The organism is Bradyrhizobium sp. UFLA05-109, from assembly GCF_054185165.1.
In genome coordinates this window covers 1-18,840 of sequence record NZ_JBBIAR010000114.1, presented here as the reverse complement: position 1 = coordinate 18,840, position 18,840 = coordinate 1, and the positions used below count along the sequence as shown (strand labels likewise).

Below are 18,840 nucleotides of genomic sequence, written 5' to 3'. Positions count from 1 at the left end.
GGTGACACCAACTAATCCGCTAGGTATTGAAATTATTCTGATTCCGCAGCCTGAACACCACGGATCAGTGCAGGAGCGCCTCGAACCGGTCCCGCGATCTGTGGGAGCGGCATCGTCCGCAGCTAGGGCATCGTCTTCCGCGCACGGCGGTTTGGAAGCGCAGCACGACCTGCCAGACTTCGGATACGCCGTTGCGTTGGATTTTCAGGACGGTGACCAACTCATTCCCGATGGTCTCTATATTGAACTGCGCCAATGGCAACTCGTGCCGAACGATTCCGAGCCGACTACTAGGTTTGCCATCAGGGGCGAGCTCTACACGGCCCAGTGGATTGGCAACGACCTTTATCTCATCCATCACCCTCGTCGCTGAGCAACGCGACTGCCGCAACCTATGGCTTCGCGGGCTCAGGTTGACAGGCGGTCTGCTGCCAGTTCGCTGAAGGATCTGGCCACCCTGCCGGTAAACGCTCGGCGAGTCGCAGGCGGCACAAGAACTCGGGCGGATTGAGTACTTTCGTATGTTCAAAGAGAACATGCGATTGCGGAAGCGCTGGCCGGCCAAATAATCCTATCGAGCTAGGTGCCTACGCGGAACGCTACCTCCTCTAGCAACACATAGCGATTTGGTCACTACCAGTCTTGGCAGTTGATGGAGAGATACGCGCGTGGCACCCGTGACCAACCCATCGGTATGAACGCCGAATTTCAACCTGGCTTGGAAAGATGACAAAATCCCTGCAGACGTTTTTTAAACCGGTCTGGCCAGTGCTTCGGCGAGCGCTGTTGATGGAGGCGCCCGTGGTGGTCAGGGCGTCGACACCTGTTTTGTCCATCCGCGAGCGTCCTGAAGTACTGTTTTTTCCGTATGGATGCGTACCATTCGCGCCCACATTCGCCGTGTGACCCAAGTGCTTCATTCGTCGCAAAAGGATCAGGGATCGCCGGGAAGTGGTGAGGACCTTGTGAAAGCGGCATTCAACGGTCGCGTCCTCTTTCCGGTTCCGCCGGGACAGCTTGACTTGAGCGGCCCCAGGGGGAACTGATGTCAAGAATTGTGGCTGTTGGGACGGCCTTACCGCCATTTCGTCTTTCTCAGAGCGCGGCCAAGAAACTAGCTAGACAACACTTCGGCTCTAAGACAGATGCGTTAGGAAAATATCTTACAGTCTTCGATCATACCCTCGTCGATGAGCGGTTCGTGTGCGTCAAGCCCGAATGGTTTCTGAGCGAGCATCGCGTCAGTGAGACAAACGAAGCATATTTGATGTGGGCCAAAGAGCTCACATGTCAAGCGACAGCTCGCTGTCTCGAACGTGCCGAGATCAAGCCAGAGCAAGTCGATCGGATCATATTCATTTCTTCGACCGGGATAGCAACCCCTAGTCTCGACGTGGATCTGATCTCTAAATTGGGCTTACGAAAAGATGTGAAACGGACGCCAGTTTTTGGCCTGGGATGTGCTGGGGGAGCATCGGGAATTGGTTTGGCAGGAGCGATTTGTCGGGCAACAAACGAATGTATTCTAGTCGCTACCGTAGAGCTGACTTCGCTTACGTTCCAGCCGAACGATCTCACTCCCAAGAACGTCGTCGCTACGAGCCTTTTCGGTGATGGGGCTGCCACGGTTCTCATCGCCCCAGCTGAAAGCGGCCGAGGCAAATTGGAAATCGTGAAAAGCAGCAGTCTGCTTTACCCCAACACGACTTCTCTCATGGGCTGGCATTTCGGCGACTCTGGATTTGAGATCGTCGTCTCGGAGCGGATACCATCAATGGTACGCGAGCTGATGCCGGATGCGCTGGCCTCGTTGCTCGCGGAGGACAGAATTGATCTCAATCAGGTGAAGAGCTTGGTCTTTCATCCAGGCGGTAGAAAAATATTGGAGGTTTTTGAACAGAGCCTTGGAAGGCCATCCAAGGACTTCTTTTCAAGCTACGAAACTCTTCGACGTCATGGAAACATGTCCAGCGCAACCGTATTGTTCGTGCTAGATCACATACTTGGGCATGAGCCCCAGGTGCCAGGATCGTACGGGATCTTGGCTGCGTTCGGACCAGGATTCTCGGCCGAAATGTCGCTATTGAGATGGACATGAGCGATCGTGGTACCGAGCCGCTCGACGCTTCGTCCATCGGGGGCAGCCTTTGAAGTGTAGAGTGCGAGCGCTGGGCCAAAGATTCCAGAGCTTTTTGTCGTAAACCGGAAATCGTCGCGCTCTGCGTCTGGTCCGGGGGGCCTCATAGTTGGGCTGGTTTACGCGCGACGGCACGTCTCGCATAGAGGTTTGGCGTCGGGAAGCGATGCCAAAATCTTGGTCTGCTCTCAGCAGTAACGAAGGAAAACACTGCCATTAGCGTTCCTGTTCTTGGAAAACTCTTTCCGAAGTGAACAAGAACGCCCGCTGAGGGAGCGGCTCGGAACTTCCGCTTGAGGTGCGCATTCAATTGCACTCACAGGTTGAAATTCGAATGCGCCGTCTATTAATCATAGCTCTAGAGAAGTTTGCAATCGCGCTCGGAACGCTTGCTCTTCGCTTGACCTACACCCCGCCCCGTGAGCCGCCGAAGCGATGGCGCCGAAAGCAACTCCGGCAAAGACATTCGTCTCGTTCTAGACCTGTCGAGCAGAAAGACGGCGGATGATAGCCCCTCTACGCTGATTATCATCGTGACTGCAGCTCAAACATCCGCGAGTGAAGTATGCTTAGGAACCGGTCTCGTCGATGGTGCAAAGAAGACGACGAACGCCTTCGTGATCTCGCTTCGAAAAGGGAGTCGTCAAAAAGAATCTCTATCCTGCTTGAGCGAAGCGAACGCTCTGTCGCCCTGCGGCTCAAGAAATTACGATCAACGCCCTCAAAATGCCACCAGTCCTCCTGAGGAAGTGAACGCCGCCCTCAGGCTGGGTTCACGGACAGGTAGGCCGGTACGCGATTGAACAAATTGGTGGTGTCGCTGACTGAAAGCGTCGTTCCGTCGAACATGAAGCCGACCTGAATGGCCGTGAACCCCGCGGTTTGGGCTTTTCCGCCTTGTACGTGCCAGACGCCGTTGCCGTTGAGGCCGTAGCGGAAGAGCCTGTCGATCCGCGGAACGGTTGATCGGCGTGAGCCCCACACCATTGTCTTGGGCGCCTGCCGTCATGGTGATGGCGGCGCTGTCTGTGGCCGAGCGATGCGGCGCGCGAGGCGCTCGCCCAATCTATGCGCGCGGCTGCCGGGACGACGGTGTTGGCAATCTCAAAGTCGTCCCTGCGAGCTTATGCACCGCGCTCTTCACATTGATATGCCTCAGCCCTTGAACGCGCCATCACGAGGCGTTCCTGCATAGACGACCGCGGGAAGAGACCCGGACGAATCGTTTTTGCCTATCTGGGTTGACACCACGCTCGCGATTAAGGAAGGGCCGACCGGCTTACCTAGGCAACTACAAGAACTTGCAGGTGACGGAAGTCGGCGACGGAGCTTAGCTCAAACACCAGACTGGAGTGCGACATGCTACAGCGCCCGCATGAACGGCCTTTTGACGTGCGGGACCGGCGGATAATGGTTTCGTTGGGGCCGTTGACGCAGCGTCGATATTGTATCTATCGGTGCCCGTTCTGCTATGTCCAGGCCGGCTTCCTGAAATACGCTGCCTTGGAGATCCCCGAAATCCTCCAATGGATCAAGTCGGTTCGTGAACCGTACGATATCATCTACATAGGTGGCGACACAGATTCGTTTGGCCCTCCGCGAACGGAGGAGGGACTAACCTTGCTTCGCTCTCTTCTCCAATTCGGTGTCGATCTCCTCTTTACGACCCGGGCCCTCCTCAACCACGATCAGCTGCGCGAACTAACGGAAATAAGTGACTCCTGCAGATCGAAAGGCCGACGAGTCTTCGGCTACGTCAGTGTTGCACAGCTTCATCATCCTCACCTTGAACCGCGTCCTATCCCGTCTCCATATGAACGCATTGCGCAACTAGGCCGCTTCAAAGCAAACGGACTTATTAGTGTCCTGGCACTGCGTCCATTTCTTCCAAACGTACCGGTCGAGGAATACCTCGAAATAATCAAGCTCGCTCAAACATGTGCGGACATTGTTGTTGGGGAAGTCTGGTACGCGGACCAAGCCGGGAGGATGGATAAACGCGTGTTCCGGGGCGCACCTGCAAACTATTCCTTCACACTGAAAAAGATGGACTTTGCCGCCCCTTCTTAGGAAAGCCCGTATCATCGATGATCCAAGCTTCGATCTCTCCGTGGCGTTCGATGCTCGGCAGCACTAACTCACGGACCTTGGCCAACACTTGCTGGTCCGACCAGTCGCCTTGACCGACAAAATGCAACAACGACTGGTGCTGCGCTGCTGTCCGCTCGGGAGCCGTGATCGCCGCCATCGGCTCGACACTCTTGCGATCGCAAGGCATCATCAGTCCGGTGCAGTAATCGCGAAGCGGTTTGGCTCGGTCTGCGTGCCCGATCACGCTCGTAAGACCCTCAACATACGCCGAAAACCGCGACGCGACGTCCCCCGATTTTGCCAGACCCATCTCAGCCTCTCCGCATGCTGAAAAGATGAGTCTTCTCAAATATATGATTTTTCTCCGTAAAAGCCGCGACACTCTGACTCAGTAAGACTAGGTTATGGAAGAATAACTGCTCTGTTTCTCGCTTGTCAGTTGTCGTACAGGAAGCCACCGCTTCACCCGCCTTTGGAGCGGCGGTGAAGATAGCGCGCTTGTCGGCCTTGAGCGCATTCAGCCAATGCGCCAAGTACTGCGCATGGTCGGCACGCGGCTGAACGGCAATCCCCAACTCCGCACAAAGGACCGCGGCGCCCAGCTCTGCGAGCTCTTCCATTGCGTAGCGACGGACCACGAGCCTTCTGTTTTCGCGAGGGCCGGAACGGCTGTGCTGATAGCCCTCCCGCTTGAGCAGAACATGCAGGCGCCGATACTCGAACACGCACGCGCTCGGATCCGGTACGCACGCTTACATCTCACAACTCTGATCACGATTGCGTAGCCTACAACCTCACGCAGCGTCAGATTCAAGCGAAAGCTTCGAGTTGAGCGTTGCCCTTCAGCTACAGCAATTCGCGTCGACGCTGGTAAGACGGGCGCGGCTAGGGGCATCTGAAAAGGAGTGAAGCTCGAAATGAAGAATTTGTTGCTTGTGACTGCGAGCTTCGTCGCGCTTAGTGCGGCAGCGCCCGCATTCGGCGCAGATCTAGCTGCTCAGCCCGTCTACACCCAGGCGCCACCGCCGGTCGGAGTCCAGGTTTACGAATGGACCGGTTTCTATGCCGGCATCAACACCGGCTGGGCATCGAGCCAAAATTGCTGGGACTTTGGTGGGGTCGCATCGGAGGGGTGCCATCATGCAAATGGCGCCACAGTAGGTGGGCAGATCGGCTACCGCCGGCAGTACGGCCATGCGGTGGTTGGTTTCGAAGGTCAAGGGAACTGGGCTAATCTCAGCGGCTCCAATGTTAGCATCGCGCTGCCAACAGACACCATTCGAACAAAGATCGACGGGTTCGGTATGATTACCGGCCAGGTCGGCTACGCCTTCGACAATGATGTGCTGGTTTATGCCAAGGGCGGTCTTGCGCTAACGAGCAACAGCTACGAGGTGAGCTCCAGTCTTACCGGCGCGCCATTGGCAAGCGCTGGCAATGTTAGCTGGGGCGGTGCAGTGGGCGCGGGCGTGGAATTTAAGTTCGCGCCGAACTGGTCGGTCGCCGTCGAGTACGACCACTTGTTCATGCAGGACGGTAACTTGAGCTTTACCACGTCCGCTGGTTCCGGGAGCGATCGCATCCATCAGGATGTCGATCTCGTGACCGCGCGGCTCAATTACACGTTCGGCGGGCCGGTGGTTGCCAAGCCGGTGATTGCCAAGTAGCGATCGTCTTCATCTTTAGAACTTGAGAGCCCCTGCCCCCTTGGGCAGGGCTCTTTCTTGGACCATTCATCTGCCATTCGACCAATTCGATCGCGCCTCCCTATGCGCTCGTAGTAGTACTGAGCAACTGCCCATACGACATGAGCTAGTGACCGTTGCCGTGGGGGATTCAAGGATATTGCGGATTGCTGTCTACAACACGCAAATGGTGATCTCCGGTTATGTTCTGGGCGGCGCAAGCCGTTCAATCGATCGCGGGCGCGTGCAGTAGCGCGGCGAGCCGGCGCCGACCTTCGTCAATCGCCCCGGACCAATTTCCAAGCCCTTCTTGCACAATGACTTCGAACGATGGGTACCAGAGCGGCTTTCCGTTGCTCTGCGCCCAGTACCAAGGGTAGCCGTTTGGCACGAAGACGGCGCCGGGCACCCCGAGCGCCCCCGCTATATGGATCGCGAAGCTGTCGGGCCCAACCACCGCGTCGAGATTGGCGATCGCTGCGATCAGTTCCGCCGGGCTGTCGATGTGTGCACCGGCATCGATAGGGCGGCCCCATCGCCTCATGTCGTGCCGTTGCGCGCCGGTTGTCAAACTGACCGGCGTGACGGAGGCGGGGAGCGTAGCGGCGATCTGTTCCATGGATAGCCCGAGAACACCGCCGTCCCACACGATGCCGACCAAGGGTCTTGCAAATCCGGCCAGAGCGTCTCGCCATTTGGCAAATAGCTCCGACTCCGGTCGCAAATAAGGGATGCCATCGGCAATGTTGCGGGCGTCGATCTCCAGTATGCGCAATAGCGATTGCAGCGGGGTGGCGGAGAGCCCAGACTTTGGCTCGTCTGAAATGACCTGCTCAGCTAGGTTGGCGAGAACTGTCTGGTAGTGTGACTCCGCGACTACGCGCACAACTTGCTGGCTCGACAGCCGACTCAAAAGACGAATGAGCGCCACGAACTCGAGCGGGCCGGTCGTCGCCGGCACGAGAACCTGCGTCACAAGGGCCAAGGCGACCGGCTCAGGTGTCGGGAAGCGACCAAGCGTCAGTTCAAGGGTCGTCTTCAGGCACATTGCCGTTTCATCGTCGGGGCGCATGTGCGCGACGTGGCTGGCAAGCGTGAGGGCCTCATTAAACCGGCCGACAAACTGCAAGGTGCGCGCCAGAGCAAGCGCGGCAGAAAGATCTGATTTGCGGGAGCGTACGAACCGCGTGAGCTCCGTAATGCCCCGATCCACCTCACCGCTAGCGATCGTCACACGGGCCAGGATTTCGTGCGCGCCAAGATGGCTCGGCGCATAGGCAAGCAATTTCCTGCAAGCGACCTCCGCTTGCGGCCAGAGTCCGGCCGCAGCGCGGCAATGAGCCAGATGCACAAGCACGGCCGTATCGAGCGGGGCGCGCAAATGCGCGCGTTCCGCAAGGCTTAACGCTTCCTCGAAGCGATTGCGTTCAAGCAAGAGCACCGACAAGTTGCGCAGTGTATCTGGATCGTCCGGCGCTAGCTCCAGGGCATGAAACAAGGCGGCCTCGGCCGACGCGTGGTCTCGCAAGGCGAGATCAATGACTCCAAGTTGGAGGAAAGCGCGCGCATTTGCAGGCTCGTGTTGTAGAGCAGCCTCCGTGATCGCCCGGGCTTGCACAATGTCGCCGCGGCACAGCAGAGCATGAGCGAGCGCGAGCTTGATGTCTTCTTTCTGTGGGACGAGTGCCGTCGCGCGTTCGAGACAGATCACCGCCTCGTCAAAGCGGCCGAGCAATTCGTGGGTGATGCCAAGATTAGTAACGAGACCAGCATGGTCAGGATAGAGGGTCGCTGCATCCGCCAGCATCTCGAATGCATATTCGGTTCGCCGCCGCGCGAGCGCCAGTGTCGCGCTTGCATTGAGCATATCCGGATTGTTGGCTAGGACACTGCCATCGTTCAGCAGGGCCTCCGCCTCATCGAGGCGATTGGCGGCAATGAACTCCTGCGCCGTTCTAAGACGGTCTTGGCAGGTCGGAGCCGGAAAGCCAGTCAGCATGCTCGTTATGCGACCGTCACACGTTTGCCGTCGAGGCGGAGATCCTCGGTCACGGCGATGACCTTGCTGTGCGCCGTCTCGGAGGCAATGCCGGTCACCTTAATGGCCTGGGTTTCGGTCTGCAGCGAGTCGATACGGTCGATGACGGCGATACGTTCGACTGCTCTTACCGTAAGTAAATCGGTGCTGGCTTCCTGGATGCGCGTCGCGCTGCGGAAACGGTCCGCGATCAAAGAATAAAGCCTGCCAATCCAGGTCGCCTTGTCCGCGAGCACGGCAAACAGCTTAGTCTGCAGATCGATAGTGTCGGCGCGCAGGGACATTCGCTGGTGCCCGGTGATAGCGATGGTGTCGCCCTCGATCGACATGTTGCCGCCAGATGGCAAAGCGACGGTCCCGCAACTTGACGTTCCCCGCTCGAGTACTGCCAGAACGAAGATTTGTCCCGCATCGCTGAAGAGCAGCACGAGGTCATGCGGAATCGGTCGCACCAGACAGCCGAAAGCGACCGCCGCCGTATGACGAGCGCCGGCGACTTCGACCTCCGACATTGCTCCATCTTCATCGACTGTCACGACACGGGCAGTGTGGTGCCCATTGGCAAGCAGGCGCCGCTCGGCCGTCGCTACGACCTCAATGTTTGTGTTGCGGAACGCCATTAGCATTTCTTCATCCATGAACGCTACAGGTACAGCAGCGTTTTCCAGTTTTGGGCCTTATACTGACCAGTCGCGTTCTCAGCCTCGCGCACTATCGTGACAACCTCGCGCTGATCGGTGCTCATTTGGCCAGCTTGAACTTGTGCGTCCGCGACTTGGACGCTCGTTTCGCACCATGTGCCATCGAGCCTGACCCTTTTCACGTCCGCATCATCCACAACTTTGAGATAAGTCTTCTTGACATAACGGACGTCAGAATCAGCAGCCTGCACGTTGTATCCGCCGATGATCCTGGTCATAACTCCCGTCACGTGATTGAACTCGTTCCCGACCGTGATGGTATTTGCATAACGAAACCGGAGCGAGTGGTTGCCGCCAAGGCTGATCGAGAGGTTGTAGCCAAGTTTGACGGTAATCATCCCGCCGAGGAACGCAGCTACATCAAGGCCCGCAACTGTGGTAACGCTTACGCCCTCCACGCAGGTTACTTTGGCACCGTTGTAGATTTCCATAGCCGCGCCGTTCGTGGTCCGCTTCGATTTGCCGTGGGTGGTCTCTGACAAGTTGCCTTTGGTGGTCTGCTCGTAATGCGAGGCGGTCATGCTGATGTTACCCGCTCCGCCGTCGGCACCGGCGCTGATCGATACGTCGCTCTGCGCCGAGATTTCATAAGTGCCTTTTAGGACCGTATATTTGGCGTCGCCGTTCCTGACCTCGGTGGTGTGGCCACGGCCAATTGTCATCAGCGCAGCGCCCTCAGCGGTCACCTGGAAGTCCTTCTTGGTGAAGGCAAGTATGCCAGCGTGGTCGCTTTCATGCCTGGTCGAAGTGTTGTCGCTCGTTGTGGTGAGGTCGGTGACAATCTTCTCCTCGCCGACAGAATAAGCGCCGAGGCGCAGATAGCTCGAGTTCGTCAGCGGAGAGTTTGGTGCTTCCGGGACGAAGAATCGGGCATAGGCATTCGACATAATCGGCCCCTCAGTCATTCGGTTGGGTGCTTTAACGTAGCGCCATCAATCGTATTTGAGACGGTGATATCGACAGTCCGAATGTGTTCGGGCTGGAACCGTTCTGCTTGGTTGGCATCGTCATCTTGGTGGCCGGCGGGCCGCCGATAAACAAATTGGTCGATCCTTTCGTAGCGCGACCTGGACCCATGACCGTACCGGATATGACACCGAGGGCAACGCCCGCGTTGTCACCGCTCGAAATTGTGCGCACCGTCTTCATGTTGTGCGCCGGCATACTCATGAGCAGGCAACGAGATTGGCTCGGAACACCTGTCGTGTTCAAGCTGATATTCGGATAAGGGGTGGGGACGACGGCGGGACCGACCGGTGTGTTGCATACGTCGGGAAAGCCGAGATCCTGCGCCGACATCGGGCCGGTGGCATTGACAAAGGACATGACTCAGAACTCTCCATTGAATGGGGCCACGTAGCTGGCATCGTAGAGTTCGGCAATAGCGCGTTCAGGCACCGTCGGCAGGGTGCTGCCACGCGTGCCCACGAACAGGCTGCCGTTCGTCGATGTGCAATGAAAATCTGTGCGTAGAAAGCGTGTGCCGGAGAAGTCGCTGCCATCGACATTAGCATGGTGCATCCGCGCATAGGGCATCTCCGCACCGCGAAACGAGGTAGACTTGGCGGACGCACGCGTAAATACGGCCATCTCCAGTGTTGTGCTCGAGAGATCGCAGCTGTCGAGGCGCGCCTCCTGAAAGATGCATTGCGCCAAATTGGCGCTTCGCAGGTTGGCCGCTCGCAAATCGGCCTTGTCGAACAGCGTATTCGAGGCGGTGGCGCGGGAGAGGTCGGCACGCACGAGGCTGGCACCTGACAGAATCGAGCCAGAGAGGTCTACACCTGATAAGTCGACGCCGTTCAGCCTTGCACCGCTCAAGTTCGCGCGCGTCAGGGTCAAACCTCTGAGGTCTCGCTCGGACAGATCGCATTCCGCCAACAGGATGGTGTCGCATCGCATGCCTGAAAGGCTAGCGCTCCGCAAATCGGCCTGCGTAATGGCGGCATTGGAGAGTGTGGCGCCGTCGAGCGCGAGATTTGCGAGGTCGCAGTCCATGATGGCGCTTTGTAACAGGTTGGCGTCACGCAGGACGGCGCAGGCCAAGACACAGCGCATCATTGTCGTCTGAGTGAGCCGCGTCTGGCTGAAATCGCTACGGTTGAGATCTGATGACATCAACGTCGATTGGCCGAGATTAGCCCCTCGCCAGTTGGACTCGCTTGCGCGGCAACTGACAAACGTGCATTTGTCGAGGCAAGCGTCGGCGAGCAAAGCGCCGCTGAAGTCGCAGTCCTGAAACGTCATGCCTTTCATGGAGGTGCGGCTGAAGTTGCTGTTGCGAAAGGACGAGCTCAGCACCACGCCCTCGTTCAGGAATAGCCCGGACAGCGTCTCGCCATCGAGATTGACTTGCCGTACCGGGACGCGGTGGACGATTGATTGCAACAGCAGATCAATTGACATGACGAGGGACCATAAGGACGGTACGGTCGATATTGGCGTTGGTCAAATCGGCGGCGACCAACGTTGAATCCATCAGGTCGGCACCGTAGAGATTTGCATCGCGCAAACTGGCGCCGGCCAAATCCGCCTCATTGAGGTGTGCCTCGAGCAGGTTGGCAGCATAGAAGTCGCAGCCGCTCAGATCGTTGCCGGTGAAGACCGCACCTTTCAGCGAAGTCATTCGGAAGGTCGCGCGCAACAGAGTTGACTTTCCGAAATACACACCGTCAAGCCGCGCCATGCTGAAGTCGGTGCCGGTCAGATCGGCGTCCTGAAAGGAAAGCGCCTCCGCGCTGGTTTGGTCGAAGCGGCCATCACGAAGATCGATTTCACCGATGAAGCTGACCTGGTCGAATTTGGAGGCACTGAAATCGCATTGCGGCGCCGCCACTTTGAGGAAGCAGGTTTGCTCGAGGCGAGCGCCGGAAAAGTCCGCATCAGACAGCGGCAAGTCCAAGAATTGTGTTCGCTGGAGGGTGGCGCCCTGCCATACGCTGTTATTCAGGGCGGCTCGAATGAAGCCGCATTGATGTACCTGCGCAGAGCGGAATGTTGCCCCGATCATTGGCACTTGCAACATTTGCAGATCGGCGAGATGGGCCTGGTCGAAGGACACGCCCACCATTCGCGCTCCGAGAACTTGAGTACGTACAAGCCGGCCGCCTGCGAAACGCGCCCCGCGGCAGTCGGCTTCACCAAGATTGGCGTCAGTGAGGTCGCCCGCGCTGACATCAGCGTTGACGAGCACCGCGCCGGCGAGCGTGGCCTTCAGAAGTTTTGCGCCGGCAAGATTAGTCCCGCTCAGCTTGGCGCGTTCGAGAAAGGCGCCGGAGAAATCCGCTCTGGCCAATTGCCTGCCCGAGAGGTCGGCGCCGGCAAGATCGCGGCCTGCGAGTGAGCGGCCGCGGCTGTATTCGTCCTCCACGACCTCGCCCAGAGCGCGTGCCACGGCTGGAGCTAGCGCCGATTGAGGTTCGAGCGGCTTGGGTGAGGCTAGCCTTACCGCGGCCATGGCGGGCGCGAGCTGACCTTCCGCGCGATCGATCTCGGTCTGCGGGACGGTCACCGCCTCCTTACTTGCCTTGACGGCCTCATCCAGCGCCGCTTCGGCCGTATCGGCGGGCGGCGGCTGATCGGTCCCGACCAAGGCCTCGAACGGCGCGCGACCATCGCTGGCCAACGAGGGCAGCGCGTCTCTGAGCGCCGCTTCGGCATCGGTGAAGGCCGTGCGCAGACGCTGCATGGCTTCAGCGGGTGCACCGTTGTTTTCGAACTGCGTCGTTATCTCATTAATAGTCGGTTGCCGCAGCGGCTGGGACTTGACGCGCCGGGCTTCCTCCGGGAACGCAATTGTAGGGATGTCGGACGGTGAAAAAGCTTCGTCCAACAACGCGGTTCGGACCGACTCAAGTGGTCTGCCAGCCGGCAGGCCAAAGAAGCGAGCATGCGCAAGTGCGAATTGCTTCCGCTCGTCGACGGACCGTGTTGCTGCGCCAATAATCTCTTCACGCCAGTCCTTTGCCCGTGCGAGCTTGGCTTCGAGCTCGTCCATAAGGGTCGGATCAACCCCCGGCGGCAGGGCAGGCAGTGACGGGATTTGCTCAAAGCTTGCATCAATCGCCTGTGCGCCGCCCATGCTGCCGATCGCGGCAAGTAAGGCGTCGATATCGGCCGACACGGCATCGCCGCTGGAAATCCTGTCATACGCGTCGCGTATTGGCTCGCACTGAGCAGCGAGCTTATCAACATCGGACAGGGCCTTGGCCTGGACCGCCTCCACGGCATCGAGAATCTCGGCCAAGTCGATTTCGCCACTCTCGAGTTCCTCCGGCAACAATTCGGGAATAGTTGACGGTTCGATGGGCGGTGTCTCGATTGCAGGGCGCAGCGCAGGTGGAAGATCGATGCGTGCGAGTTCCTGATCGAGCGCCCAGCGCCTGGAGGCCTGCTGGCGCGCTGCACGCTGTCTGGCCAATTCTGCTCGCCGTGCTGCGCGGCGCTCGCGCTCGGCAGATGGAAGCTCGGGCGTGAGTTGATGTTCCGAAAAGGCGTAGCGCGCGGCGGTTTTGGGGTCGAGGCGCAGCCGCCTGACGTTCAGATAATGATCTATCGACCGCGCGGGATCGCTCGCCCGTTCGTAGGCGACCATAATGTCGGCAACGTCGCTGCCGTCGATTTCCTGCACGGCGGTCGCGGCGCGGTGGATCATGATGCCGCGGCGAGCACCAGCGAACAGCCACAGCGTGTCGATGCGCGTCTGCAGTTCGCTGACGGCACGTTCTGGAGCGCTCCAACCGATGAAGCATCGCACGCGAAAGGTGGGGAGGACGCCTTCGATCAACGGAGCTTCCGAGGAGAAGTTTTTCAGCGCGTAGGGTTCTCCGCCGCAAAGAAAGCCGCCCAGGCGCTGGTCCGGCGGTGCGAACAGAAAGAGCCGCGGATCGACATCAAGCGCCAACGCCGGAGCGGCCGATTTCAGCCACTCGGTGTCGTAAGTTCCGGCGTATCGCAGGCGCTCCTTGTCATCGAGGGCCATTGGTCCGAACGCTGCGGGGCGCCCCGCGGTCTCGATAAACTGAACCGCGTAGTCGGGATGTTCCAGGTTGGGTAGCGCCACCACTTCGCCCGCCATGCTACGGCGAAGGGCCTCGTGGCCAGTGCCGGTTGGGTTCGTCGGATGTCCGGCCCCCCCGAATGTGCGCTGACGTGTTAGCGGCATCTGGTGGAAAGGTTTGGCAGCTGTTGGTCTCCAGCCGGAAGTCGTCATCTGCCAATAGCGATCGCCCGTCACCAACAGGCGCTTCTGCATCGGTCCGAGCGACCACCCCAACATCATGCGCTGGGTTCGCCGTCCCTCGGGTGCTGCCGCATGTCCACCGATGAGCACTTCGGCTTTCGGCTTAGGCATGCCGATATCAAGCGGGCTGCCGGGTGGAAGCTCTTTCGCGCTCATGATCCAAAGTTCCTGCTCGCCTTCCAGACGATCAGCGCCCGGGTTTGCGAGATCGAACATCGCGAAGACGGAAACGATGAGGCTTGCCCCGCGAGGACGGCGCTCGCATTTGGTCAGTAGACCCAGCGTACGGGGCTTGATCAGAATGGGCATGAGAGCGCCCCGCTAAATTCCCACTCCGCAGTCTTATTTATCCGGCGTGACAGAGTTGCGAATTGACCAGTTGCCAACGCGCGGTGAATTGACGCGGTACGGCAGCCGTCCTTTCGAGCAGGGGCATCGTTGTGCGACACGCCAAGTGCGAATTCCTTGAAGAGTCAGTTCACAAGGTTCGACGCTAACGTCACGAGTTTTCTTTGCTGAATACGCCAAAGCGGCTCAGAGCATAAGGGACTGATGTTTGCGAAACGCTTGTCCGAATGCGCTCGGGGCGAAGAAAGACTGCACGTGAATTTGTTCTTGAAGGATGGACCAGTGCACGAAACGCAACCGGCAGCGGTTCTCGGAGGAACGTGAGCTCTTCGATCGTATCCAAGTAGTCATAGCGAAACCAGCGATCTTCGACGATAAGGCGACGCGTGATCACGATCGGGGAGGGACCCTGCATCATGCCCGCACTATGATCGAGTACAGCAATCTCCATTCCAACGGCTGGCCGGATGATCATGGGAAACGAAGACTTTCACACGGGACACGACACGACTAGCCCGTGTCCTGTTTCTGACGGACGCACAACTCCTGTCGTGTTCAGAACAGCGACCGTGGTCTGCCGCATGCGAACTTCGCTGAAGATGAAAATCAGGAGGTTAAGTAGGGCAAAAGTCGTCGAAGTAGTCATTGCTATATGCAGTGCAAGACGGGCAAAAATTTGTACTTGCTCCTTTCGCGCGGCAGTCGTTGGTTGGTGGTGACTTCCGGAACAGTCCACGCCCCGGTCTCGCGCGACGGACCGAAACCAAGTGCTTGTGACTACCGGCTTACAGCGGAGGACGAAAACATGATCGCAGCGCCACCATACTTCGAGCTCAGGCAGCAAACAGGCGGGTCCGAGGCCGGACAGATCGGCCTCCATCGCGGCGCGGAGGTTCGGCGCGGCTGGATCTATGCAGGTCGAACCCGTCTCGCCCGCGTTGACGATGCTGGCAGCAGTCTCGTCAGAGGACCAGTCGTCGATCGGTTGCAGGTACAAATCGTACCATGTCAGGCGTTGGATGGCGGGCACGTGCAGGGGATGTGATCGTTTGCGGTTGTCCGGTCAGGACGGCCGCCTCGATTGCGAGCAGTGCGCGCAGGTCCGCCAAACCTTCCTCGCCATCAGCCTCGGGCGGTGTTCCAGATTTGATGCAATCTGAAAAGTACTGCACCTGCGCGGCAAAATGGTCGATGTGCGGAAACTGTGTTTCGCCGACCTCGCCGTCGCAGCGCAGTCGCAATTTTGTTGCCGTCTCGAACCTAAAGCCGGGGTCGAGCTCGATATCGCCCGACGTTCCGACGACCCGATAAGCGTCGACGGTGGCTGCCCCGAAGCTGGCGACGAATTGGGCCAAACCGCCTGAAGGAAAACGCAGTAACGCTGCGACCGACGCTTCGACCTCGCCAAACCGCGGGTCCTCGTTCGGGCCGTGCGCCATCGCCACAGCCTCGATCGGCTCTTCTGCAAAGATATGACGAGCCGCGTTGACGCAGTAGACCCCGACGTCCTGGAGCGGTCCACCCCAACTCGCAGCTTTGAGTCTGTGGTTCCCTGCCGCCGTCTGGAAACTGAAAACCGATTGAAAGATGAGCGGTCGGCCGATCGCGTTGTTGCGGACATGTTCGAGGACCGCGACGGTTCCCGGTTCGTTGTGGAGCCTGTAGGCGGTCATCAGAAGCACGCCCGCCTCGCGCGCGGCGGCGATCATAGCGAGGGCATCATGTTCGTTGGTAGCCAGCGGCTTCTCGACCAAAATGTGCTTGCCGGCGCGGGCCGCCCGAACAGCGTAGTCGGCATGCAAATGGTTGGGTAGAGCAATATACACCGCGTCGACGTCGGAGCCTCTCAAAAGAGCATCATATCCGTCATAATGGACGACCTGACCAATACCATGGAAATCCGCCAGTCGCGCGGCTTTGTCTCGATGACCGGTTACGATTGCGATAACCTTCGAGTTTGTGGACTGTTTGACCCCTGGCAAGAAGGCTTGTTGCGAAATCGAGCCTGCGCCGACGACTGCATACTTGATCATCATTTCCTCTCCGAGGGCTCGTGTTGGATCGCGTTCGAGGCTGGTCGGATTCCCTCCAACCTCGTTCGCTTCGGTCCGTCATACAGCGGGAACGAGGTCGTATCTGAGGACTGCCACGCCATTCCCGCCGAGAGCCTCGGGCCCCTGTACTCATTTCTCCTCCCCTCCTAACTTCCCATCAGATGACCGAGCTGGTGGAGTAACCGTTAGACTGCGGCCAGATCGAAACGGACCTGCCGCATTGCGCCTGAAATTGCGAATGCATTGTCACAGCTGGCTCTGTCACAGCTGGCTCTCTGTTGCGGCAATAATTGCCAAATCGCAGGAACATCAGAACGCAAAAGGTTGGCGAGGATCGACATCCACGGTTCCAGCAATTGCCGTGCCACTAAAGACCTTGTGCAAACCTTGCTTCGAAAGGGGGCGACGAATAGTTGGGCCAACGTCAGTCTCCCACGCAAATGTCGCGAACCCAGCACCCCAGAAAAAAGCGCGGGTACAATGTGTTTCGGCACGCAAGAACGTGGCCGTTTCGCGGGCGATCGACATCCAACAAGATTCCTTAATGGCTTCCGCCGAGTCATGAAGTCGAGGCTTCATTGGACCAACCGATACGGATCAACCCTGGCGGTCGGCTACGATCAGCATTGGCGCGAAGCGACGACTGGCTGGCTTACTCAGACCAATACCGGCACGACGATCAGTTTGTATCGCGTGATTATGCCTCGAATAAAAGTCGTTACGCTGCCGTCTCCGGCCATGGCCATGCGTGACCAATGCGCGGTCTCAAGCAGTTGTCCAAGCCGTCGGCAATCAGCAGACAATGCGTTAGCAGAAACTCATTCATTCCTTCGATGTCTTGCTCCTTGCGGCGCCCGCGGTCGTAACTGTCGTTCCAACCTGAACGTTCCTCTGCCACATCTTCAGCAAGTTTAAAGGAGTGCGATGTTCAGCCGCCTTCAAGTCGAAGAACCAGAGTTATGACGAGGCCCATCGAATTGTTCGGGGTGGCCTCCCGTCCTCCGCCGCCGAAATGCGCCGTGTAAGGCCAGCCGCGGATGTACAAATTTGTCGGCTGAAAAGGCTTCGGCAGTTCGCCGAGCCTGTTCAATGCGCCGATCAGCGCGTCGGGTGCCGATTGGGAGCCGTGGTCCCAGCTCTCGCCGACGACACGTCCGAAGTCCCACATGGACCACATACCGCCGAACCTCGAGCGCAATTTCGAAGCCTCGGCAGTCGACGACGTCGAGACTTCCATCTCCCGCCATGTCTTGCCCAGATCGTCTCCCTTCTCCGGCACGATACCAGCGCCTTCCTCGGCAGGAAGCCCCAAAGGACGTTCAGCCAAAAATCTAATTTTACTTCTGTCAAACAAAACAACCTCGTACGAGCTCTCATGCTCGGTTTTCACTCCGTCCAAACCATGCTCTTGCGCCATCGCAGCCCATGCGCCCAGTTCGTCTGGTTCGACCTGATCATACGGCTCGTCCATGACCGCCAATTTGAGTGATTTGTCCGCCTCGACAACGAAGTAGCGGCCTGAACTTCCGGCATAGCCGTGTGCAGCGTTCAAATCATTTTCTGAGGCCATCCAAATTGCCTCGCCCGAATGCCCACTTTGCCCCGCGCCGCCCCACACTCCATCCCTATTAGCGTGGTTGAACTTAGTCCCCTCAGGAAGTTCCTCCATCTTGTTGCTCTCCCAACCAAGAGTCCCAGGTGAAACTGTTCGTTGAACCGGACCGGCGGGTTGTGGCTTGCGTTGCATACCGAACCCTTAACAGGTGCGTTTGACCAACCTGACGTTCATCCATCGGTAGGTGACGAGTTGCTGTCATTTTGATCAATTACCAGCAATGGTGGTTGACCGGACCGCAAAGTTTTGCTTGCCGCATCGAAGTGTGTCGCGGCAGGAGCTGGCGCAGCACTAACTATTTGCTACCGCTCATAATGCCTGTCGCACCTCGTGAAGAAGGATGTGCGGGCAGAAACCTGCTGCGTTGTGCAAGAGTTTCCTCGGGTCCATCAGGAGCCGCTCACCGCCGCGATGCTCGAAGGGATCCGTCGCCTCGGCCGAGTTGCCGCGTCGGTCAAAGGACGGGCGAATGCCAAATGCTGACCACGCGTTTTTTGGCCGAGCCAACTAGCAGTTCGCTCTGTTCGTGTATCCTCCGGATGCGATTCATCAGTTGGCTTCGCGTCCAGACCAACTCGCCGACTGGCACAGCCGTGATTGAGAAACCAGCATTCCACAGCGAATCGCCGCCGGCCCTAATTGATCATTGACAGCTTGCCTCGAATGTTACCATATGTGGGTGTCACGGTCCTACTGCGTCGCAAGATGTAGTGGCTAAGAGGGAAGCCGGTGAACTGCGCCTTTGGTGCGGAATTCCGGCGCTGCCCCCGCAACTGTCAGCAGCGAGCTGCTTCCGGACAACGTCACTGGTGCACCTGCGCCGGGAAGACAGGAAGCAAGCAACGACCTGCAAGCCAGGAGACCTGCCGTGACGATCTGAACGTCCACGGGCGGGGTGTCCCGGCGGTCGCTTGCACGCACCGTCCGGC

General features: G+C 58.5%; 15 protein-coding genes, 2 pseudogenes and 1 riboswitch. Of the genes and pseudogenes, 4 read left to right on the top strand and 13 right to left on the bottom strand.

Annotated elements, in window-relative coordinates; all coding sequences use genetic code 11:
• Positions 1-373: pseudogene (locus Q3C01_RS43090) on the top strand (hypothetical protein); the annotation flags it as partial.
• A 672-nt stretch (positions 374-1,045) separates the two neighbouring features.
• Entirely contained in the window at positions 1,046-2,098 is a 1,053-nt protein-coding gene (locus Q3C01_RS43085) for a type III polyketide synthase (protein WP_458151400.1), read from the top strand.
• An 801-nt stretch (positions 2,099-2,899) separates the two neighbouring features.
• Here the strand turns inward: Q3C01_RS43085 and Q3C01_RS43080 are convergent.
• Entirely contained in the window at positions 2,900-3,124 is a 225-nt protein-coding gene (locus tag Q3C01_RS43080) for a hypothetical protein (protein ID WP_458151399.1), read from the bottom strand.
• Between the two features lie 372 nt (positions 3,125-3,496).
• Between Q3C01_RS43080 and Q3C01_RS43075 the strand changes: the two genes are divergently transcribed.
• Positions 3,497-4,207 carry a radical SAM family protein gene (locus Q3C01_RS43075; RefSeq protein WP_458151398.1) on the top strand — a complete coding sequence of 237 codons (711 nt, stop codon included), beginning with the start codon at positions 3,497-3,499 and terminating at the stop codon, positions 4,205-4,207.
• Here the strand turns inward: Q3C01_RS43075 and Q3C01_RS43070 are convergent.
• Together Q3C01_RS43070 and Q3C01_RS43065 are read right to left on the bottom strand one after the other, a co-directional pair.
• A pseudogene (locus Q3C01_RS43070) lies at positions 4,188-4,538 on the bottom strand (transposase); the annotation flags it as partial. The gene Q3C01_RS43075 and the pseudogene Q3C01_RS43070 overlap by 20 nt on opposite strands.
• A gap of 1 nt (position 4,539) precedes the next feature.
• The gene (locus Q3C01_RS43065) at positions 4,540-4,953 is read right to left on the bottom strand and encodes a zincin-like metallopeptidase domain-containing protein (RefSeq protein WP_458151397.1); all 414 of its coding nucleotides are present in this window, start codon (positions 4,951-4,953) and stop codon (positions 4,540-4,542) included.
• Positions 4,954-5,145: 192 nt separating this feature from the next.
• Here Q3C01_RS43065 and Q3C01_RS43060 point away from each other — a divergent pair, with 192 nt between their 5' ends.
• Positions 5,146-5,895: an outer membrane protein gene (locus tag Q3C01_RS43060; RefSeq protein WP_458151396.1), complete on the top strand. Its 750-nt coding sequence runs from the start codon at positions 5,146-5,148 to the stop codon at positions 5,893-5,895.
• A 244-nt stretch (positions 5,896-6,139) separates the two neighbouring features.
• Here the strand turns inward: Q3C01_RS43060 and Q3C01_RS43055 are convergent, their stop codons facing one another.
• The 10 genes from Q3C01_RS43055 to Q3C01_RS43010 all read right to left on the bottom strand — a co-directional run bounded on the left by Q3C01_RS43055 (position 6,140) and on the right by Q3C01_RS43010 (position 17,965).
• Positions 6,140-7,912, bottom strand: a complete 1,773-nt coding sequence (locus Q3C01_RS43055) for a tetratricopeptide repeat protein (RefSeq protein WP_458151395.1) — start codon at positions 7,910-7,912, stop codon at positions 6,140-6,142.
• Positions 7,913-7,917: 5 nt separating this feature from the next.
• Positions 7,918-8,571 carry a DUF3540 domain-containing protein gene (locus tag Q3C01_RS43050; protein ID WP_458151394.1) on the bottom strand — a complete coding sequence of 218 codons (654 nt, stop codon included), beginning with the start codon at positions 8,569-8,571 and terminating at the stop codon, positions 7,918-7,920.
• 23 nt (positions 8,572-8,594) lie between these two features.
• Positions 8,595-9,539 (bottom strand): hypothetical protein, encoded by a 945-nt coding sequence (locus Q3C01_RS43045; protein ID WP_458151393.1) that lies wholly within the window; start codon positions 9,537-9,539, stop codon positions 8,595-8,597.
• Positions 9,540-9,570: 31 nt separating this feature from the next.
• A complete protein-coding gene (locus Q3C01_RS43040) occupies positions 9,571-9,978 on the bottom strand; it encodes a DUF4150 domain-containing protein (protein ID WP_458151392.1) in 408 nt (135 codons plus the stop codon).
• Positions 9,979-9,981: 3 nt separating this feature from the next.
• Positions 9,982-10,956, bottom strand: a complete 975-nt coding sequence (locus Q3C01_RS43035; protein WP_458151391.1) for a pentapeptide repeat-containing protein — start codon at positions 10,954-10,956, stop codon at positions 9,982-9,984.
• Between the two features lie 91 nt (positions 10,957-11,047).
• On the bottom strand, positions 11,048-14,203 hold the full coding sequence (locus Q3C01_RS43030; RefSeq protein ID WP_458151390.1) for a DUF2169 family type VI secretion system accessory protein: 3,156 nt from the start codon (positions 14,201-14,203) through the stop codon (positions 11,048-11,050).
• Between the two features lie 190 nt (positions 14,204-14,393).
• Positions 14,394-14,693 carry a hypothetical protein gene (locus Q3C01_RS43025; protein WP_458151389.1) on the bottom strand — a complete coding sequence of 100 codons (300 nt, stop codon included), beginning with the start codon at positions 14,691-14,693 and terminating at the stop codon, positions 14,394-14,396.
• 511 nt (positions 14,694-15,204) lie between these two features.
• Positions 15,205-16,278, bottom strand: a complete 1,074-nt coding sequence (locus Q3C01_RS43020; protein ID WP_458151388.1) for a Gfo/Idh/MocA family protein — start codon at positions 16,276-16,278, stop codon at positions 15,205-15,207.
• A gap of 327 nt (positions 16,279-16,605) precedes the next feature.
• Positions 16,606-16,824, bottom strand: coding sequence for a hypothetical protein (locus tag Q3C01_RS43015; RefSeq protein WP_458151387.1), 219 nt, complete (start codon positions 16,822-16,824; stop codon positions 16,606-16,608).
• A gap of 400 nt (positions 16,825-17,224) precedes the next feature.
• The gene (locus tag Q3C01_RS43010; RefSeq protein WP_458151386.1) at positions 17,225-17,965 is read right to left on the bottom strand and encodes a hypothetical protein; all 741 of its coding nucleotides are present in this window, start codon (positions 17,963-17,965) and stop codon (positions 17,225-17,227) included.
• Positions 17,966-18,579: 614 nt separating this feature from the next.
• Positions 18,580-18,796: riboswitch (cobalamin riboswitch) on the top strand.
• Positions 18,797-18,840 lie beyond the last annotated feature (44 nt).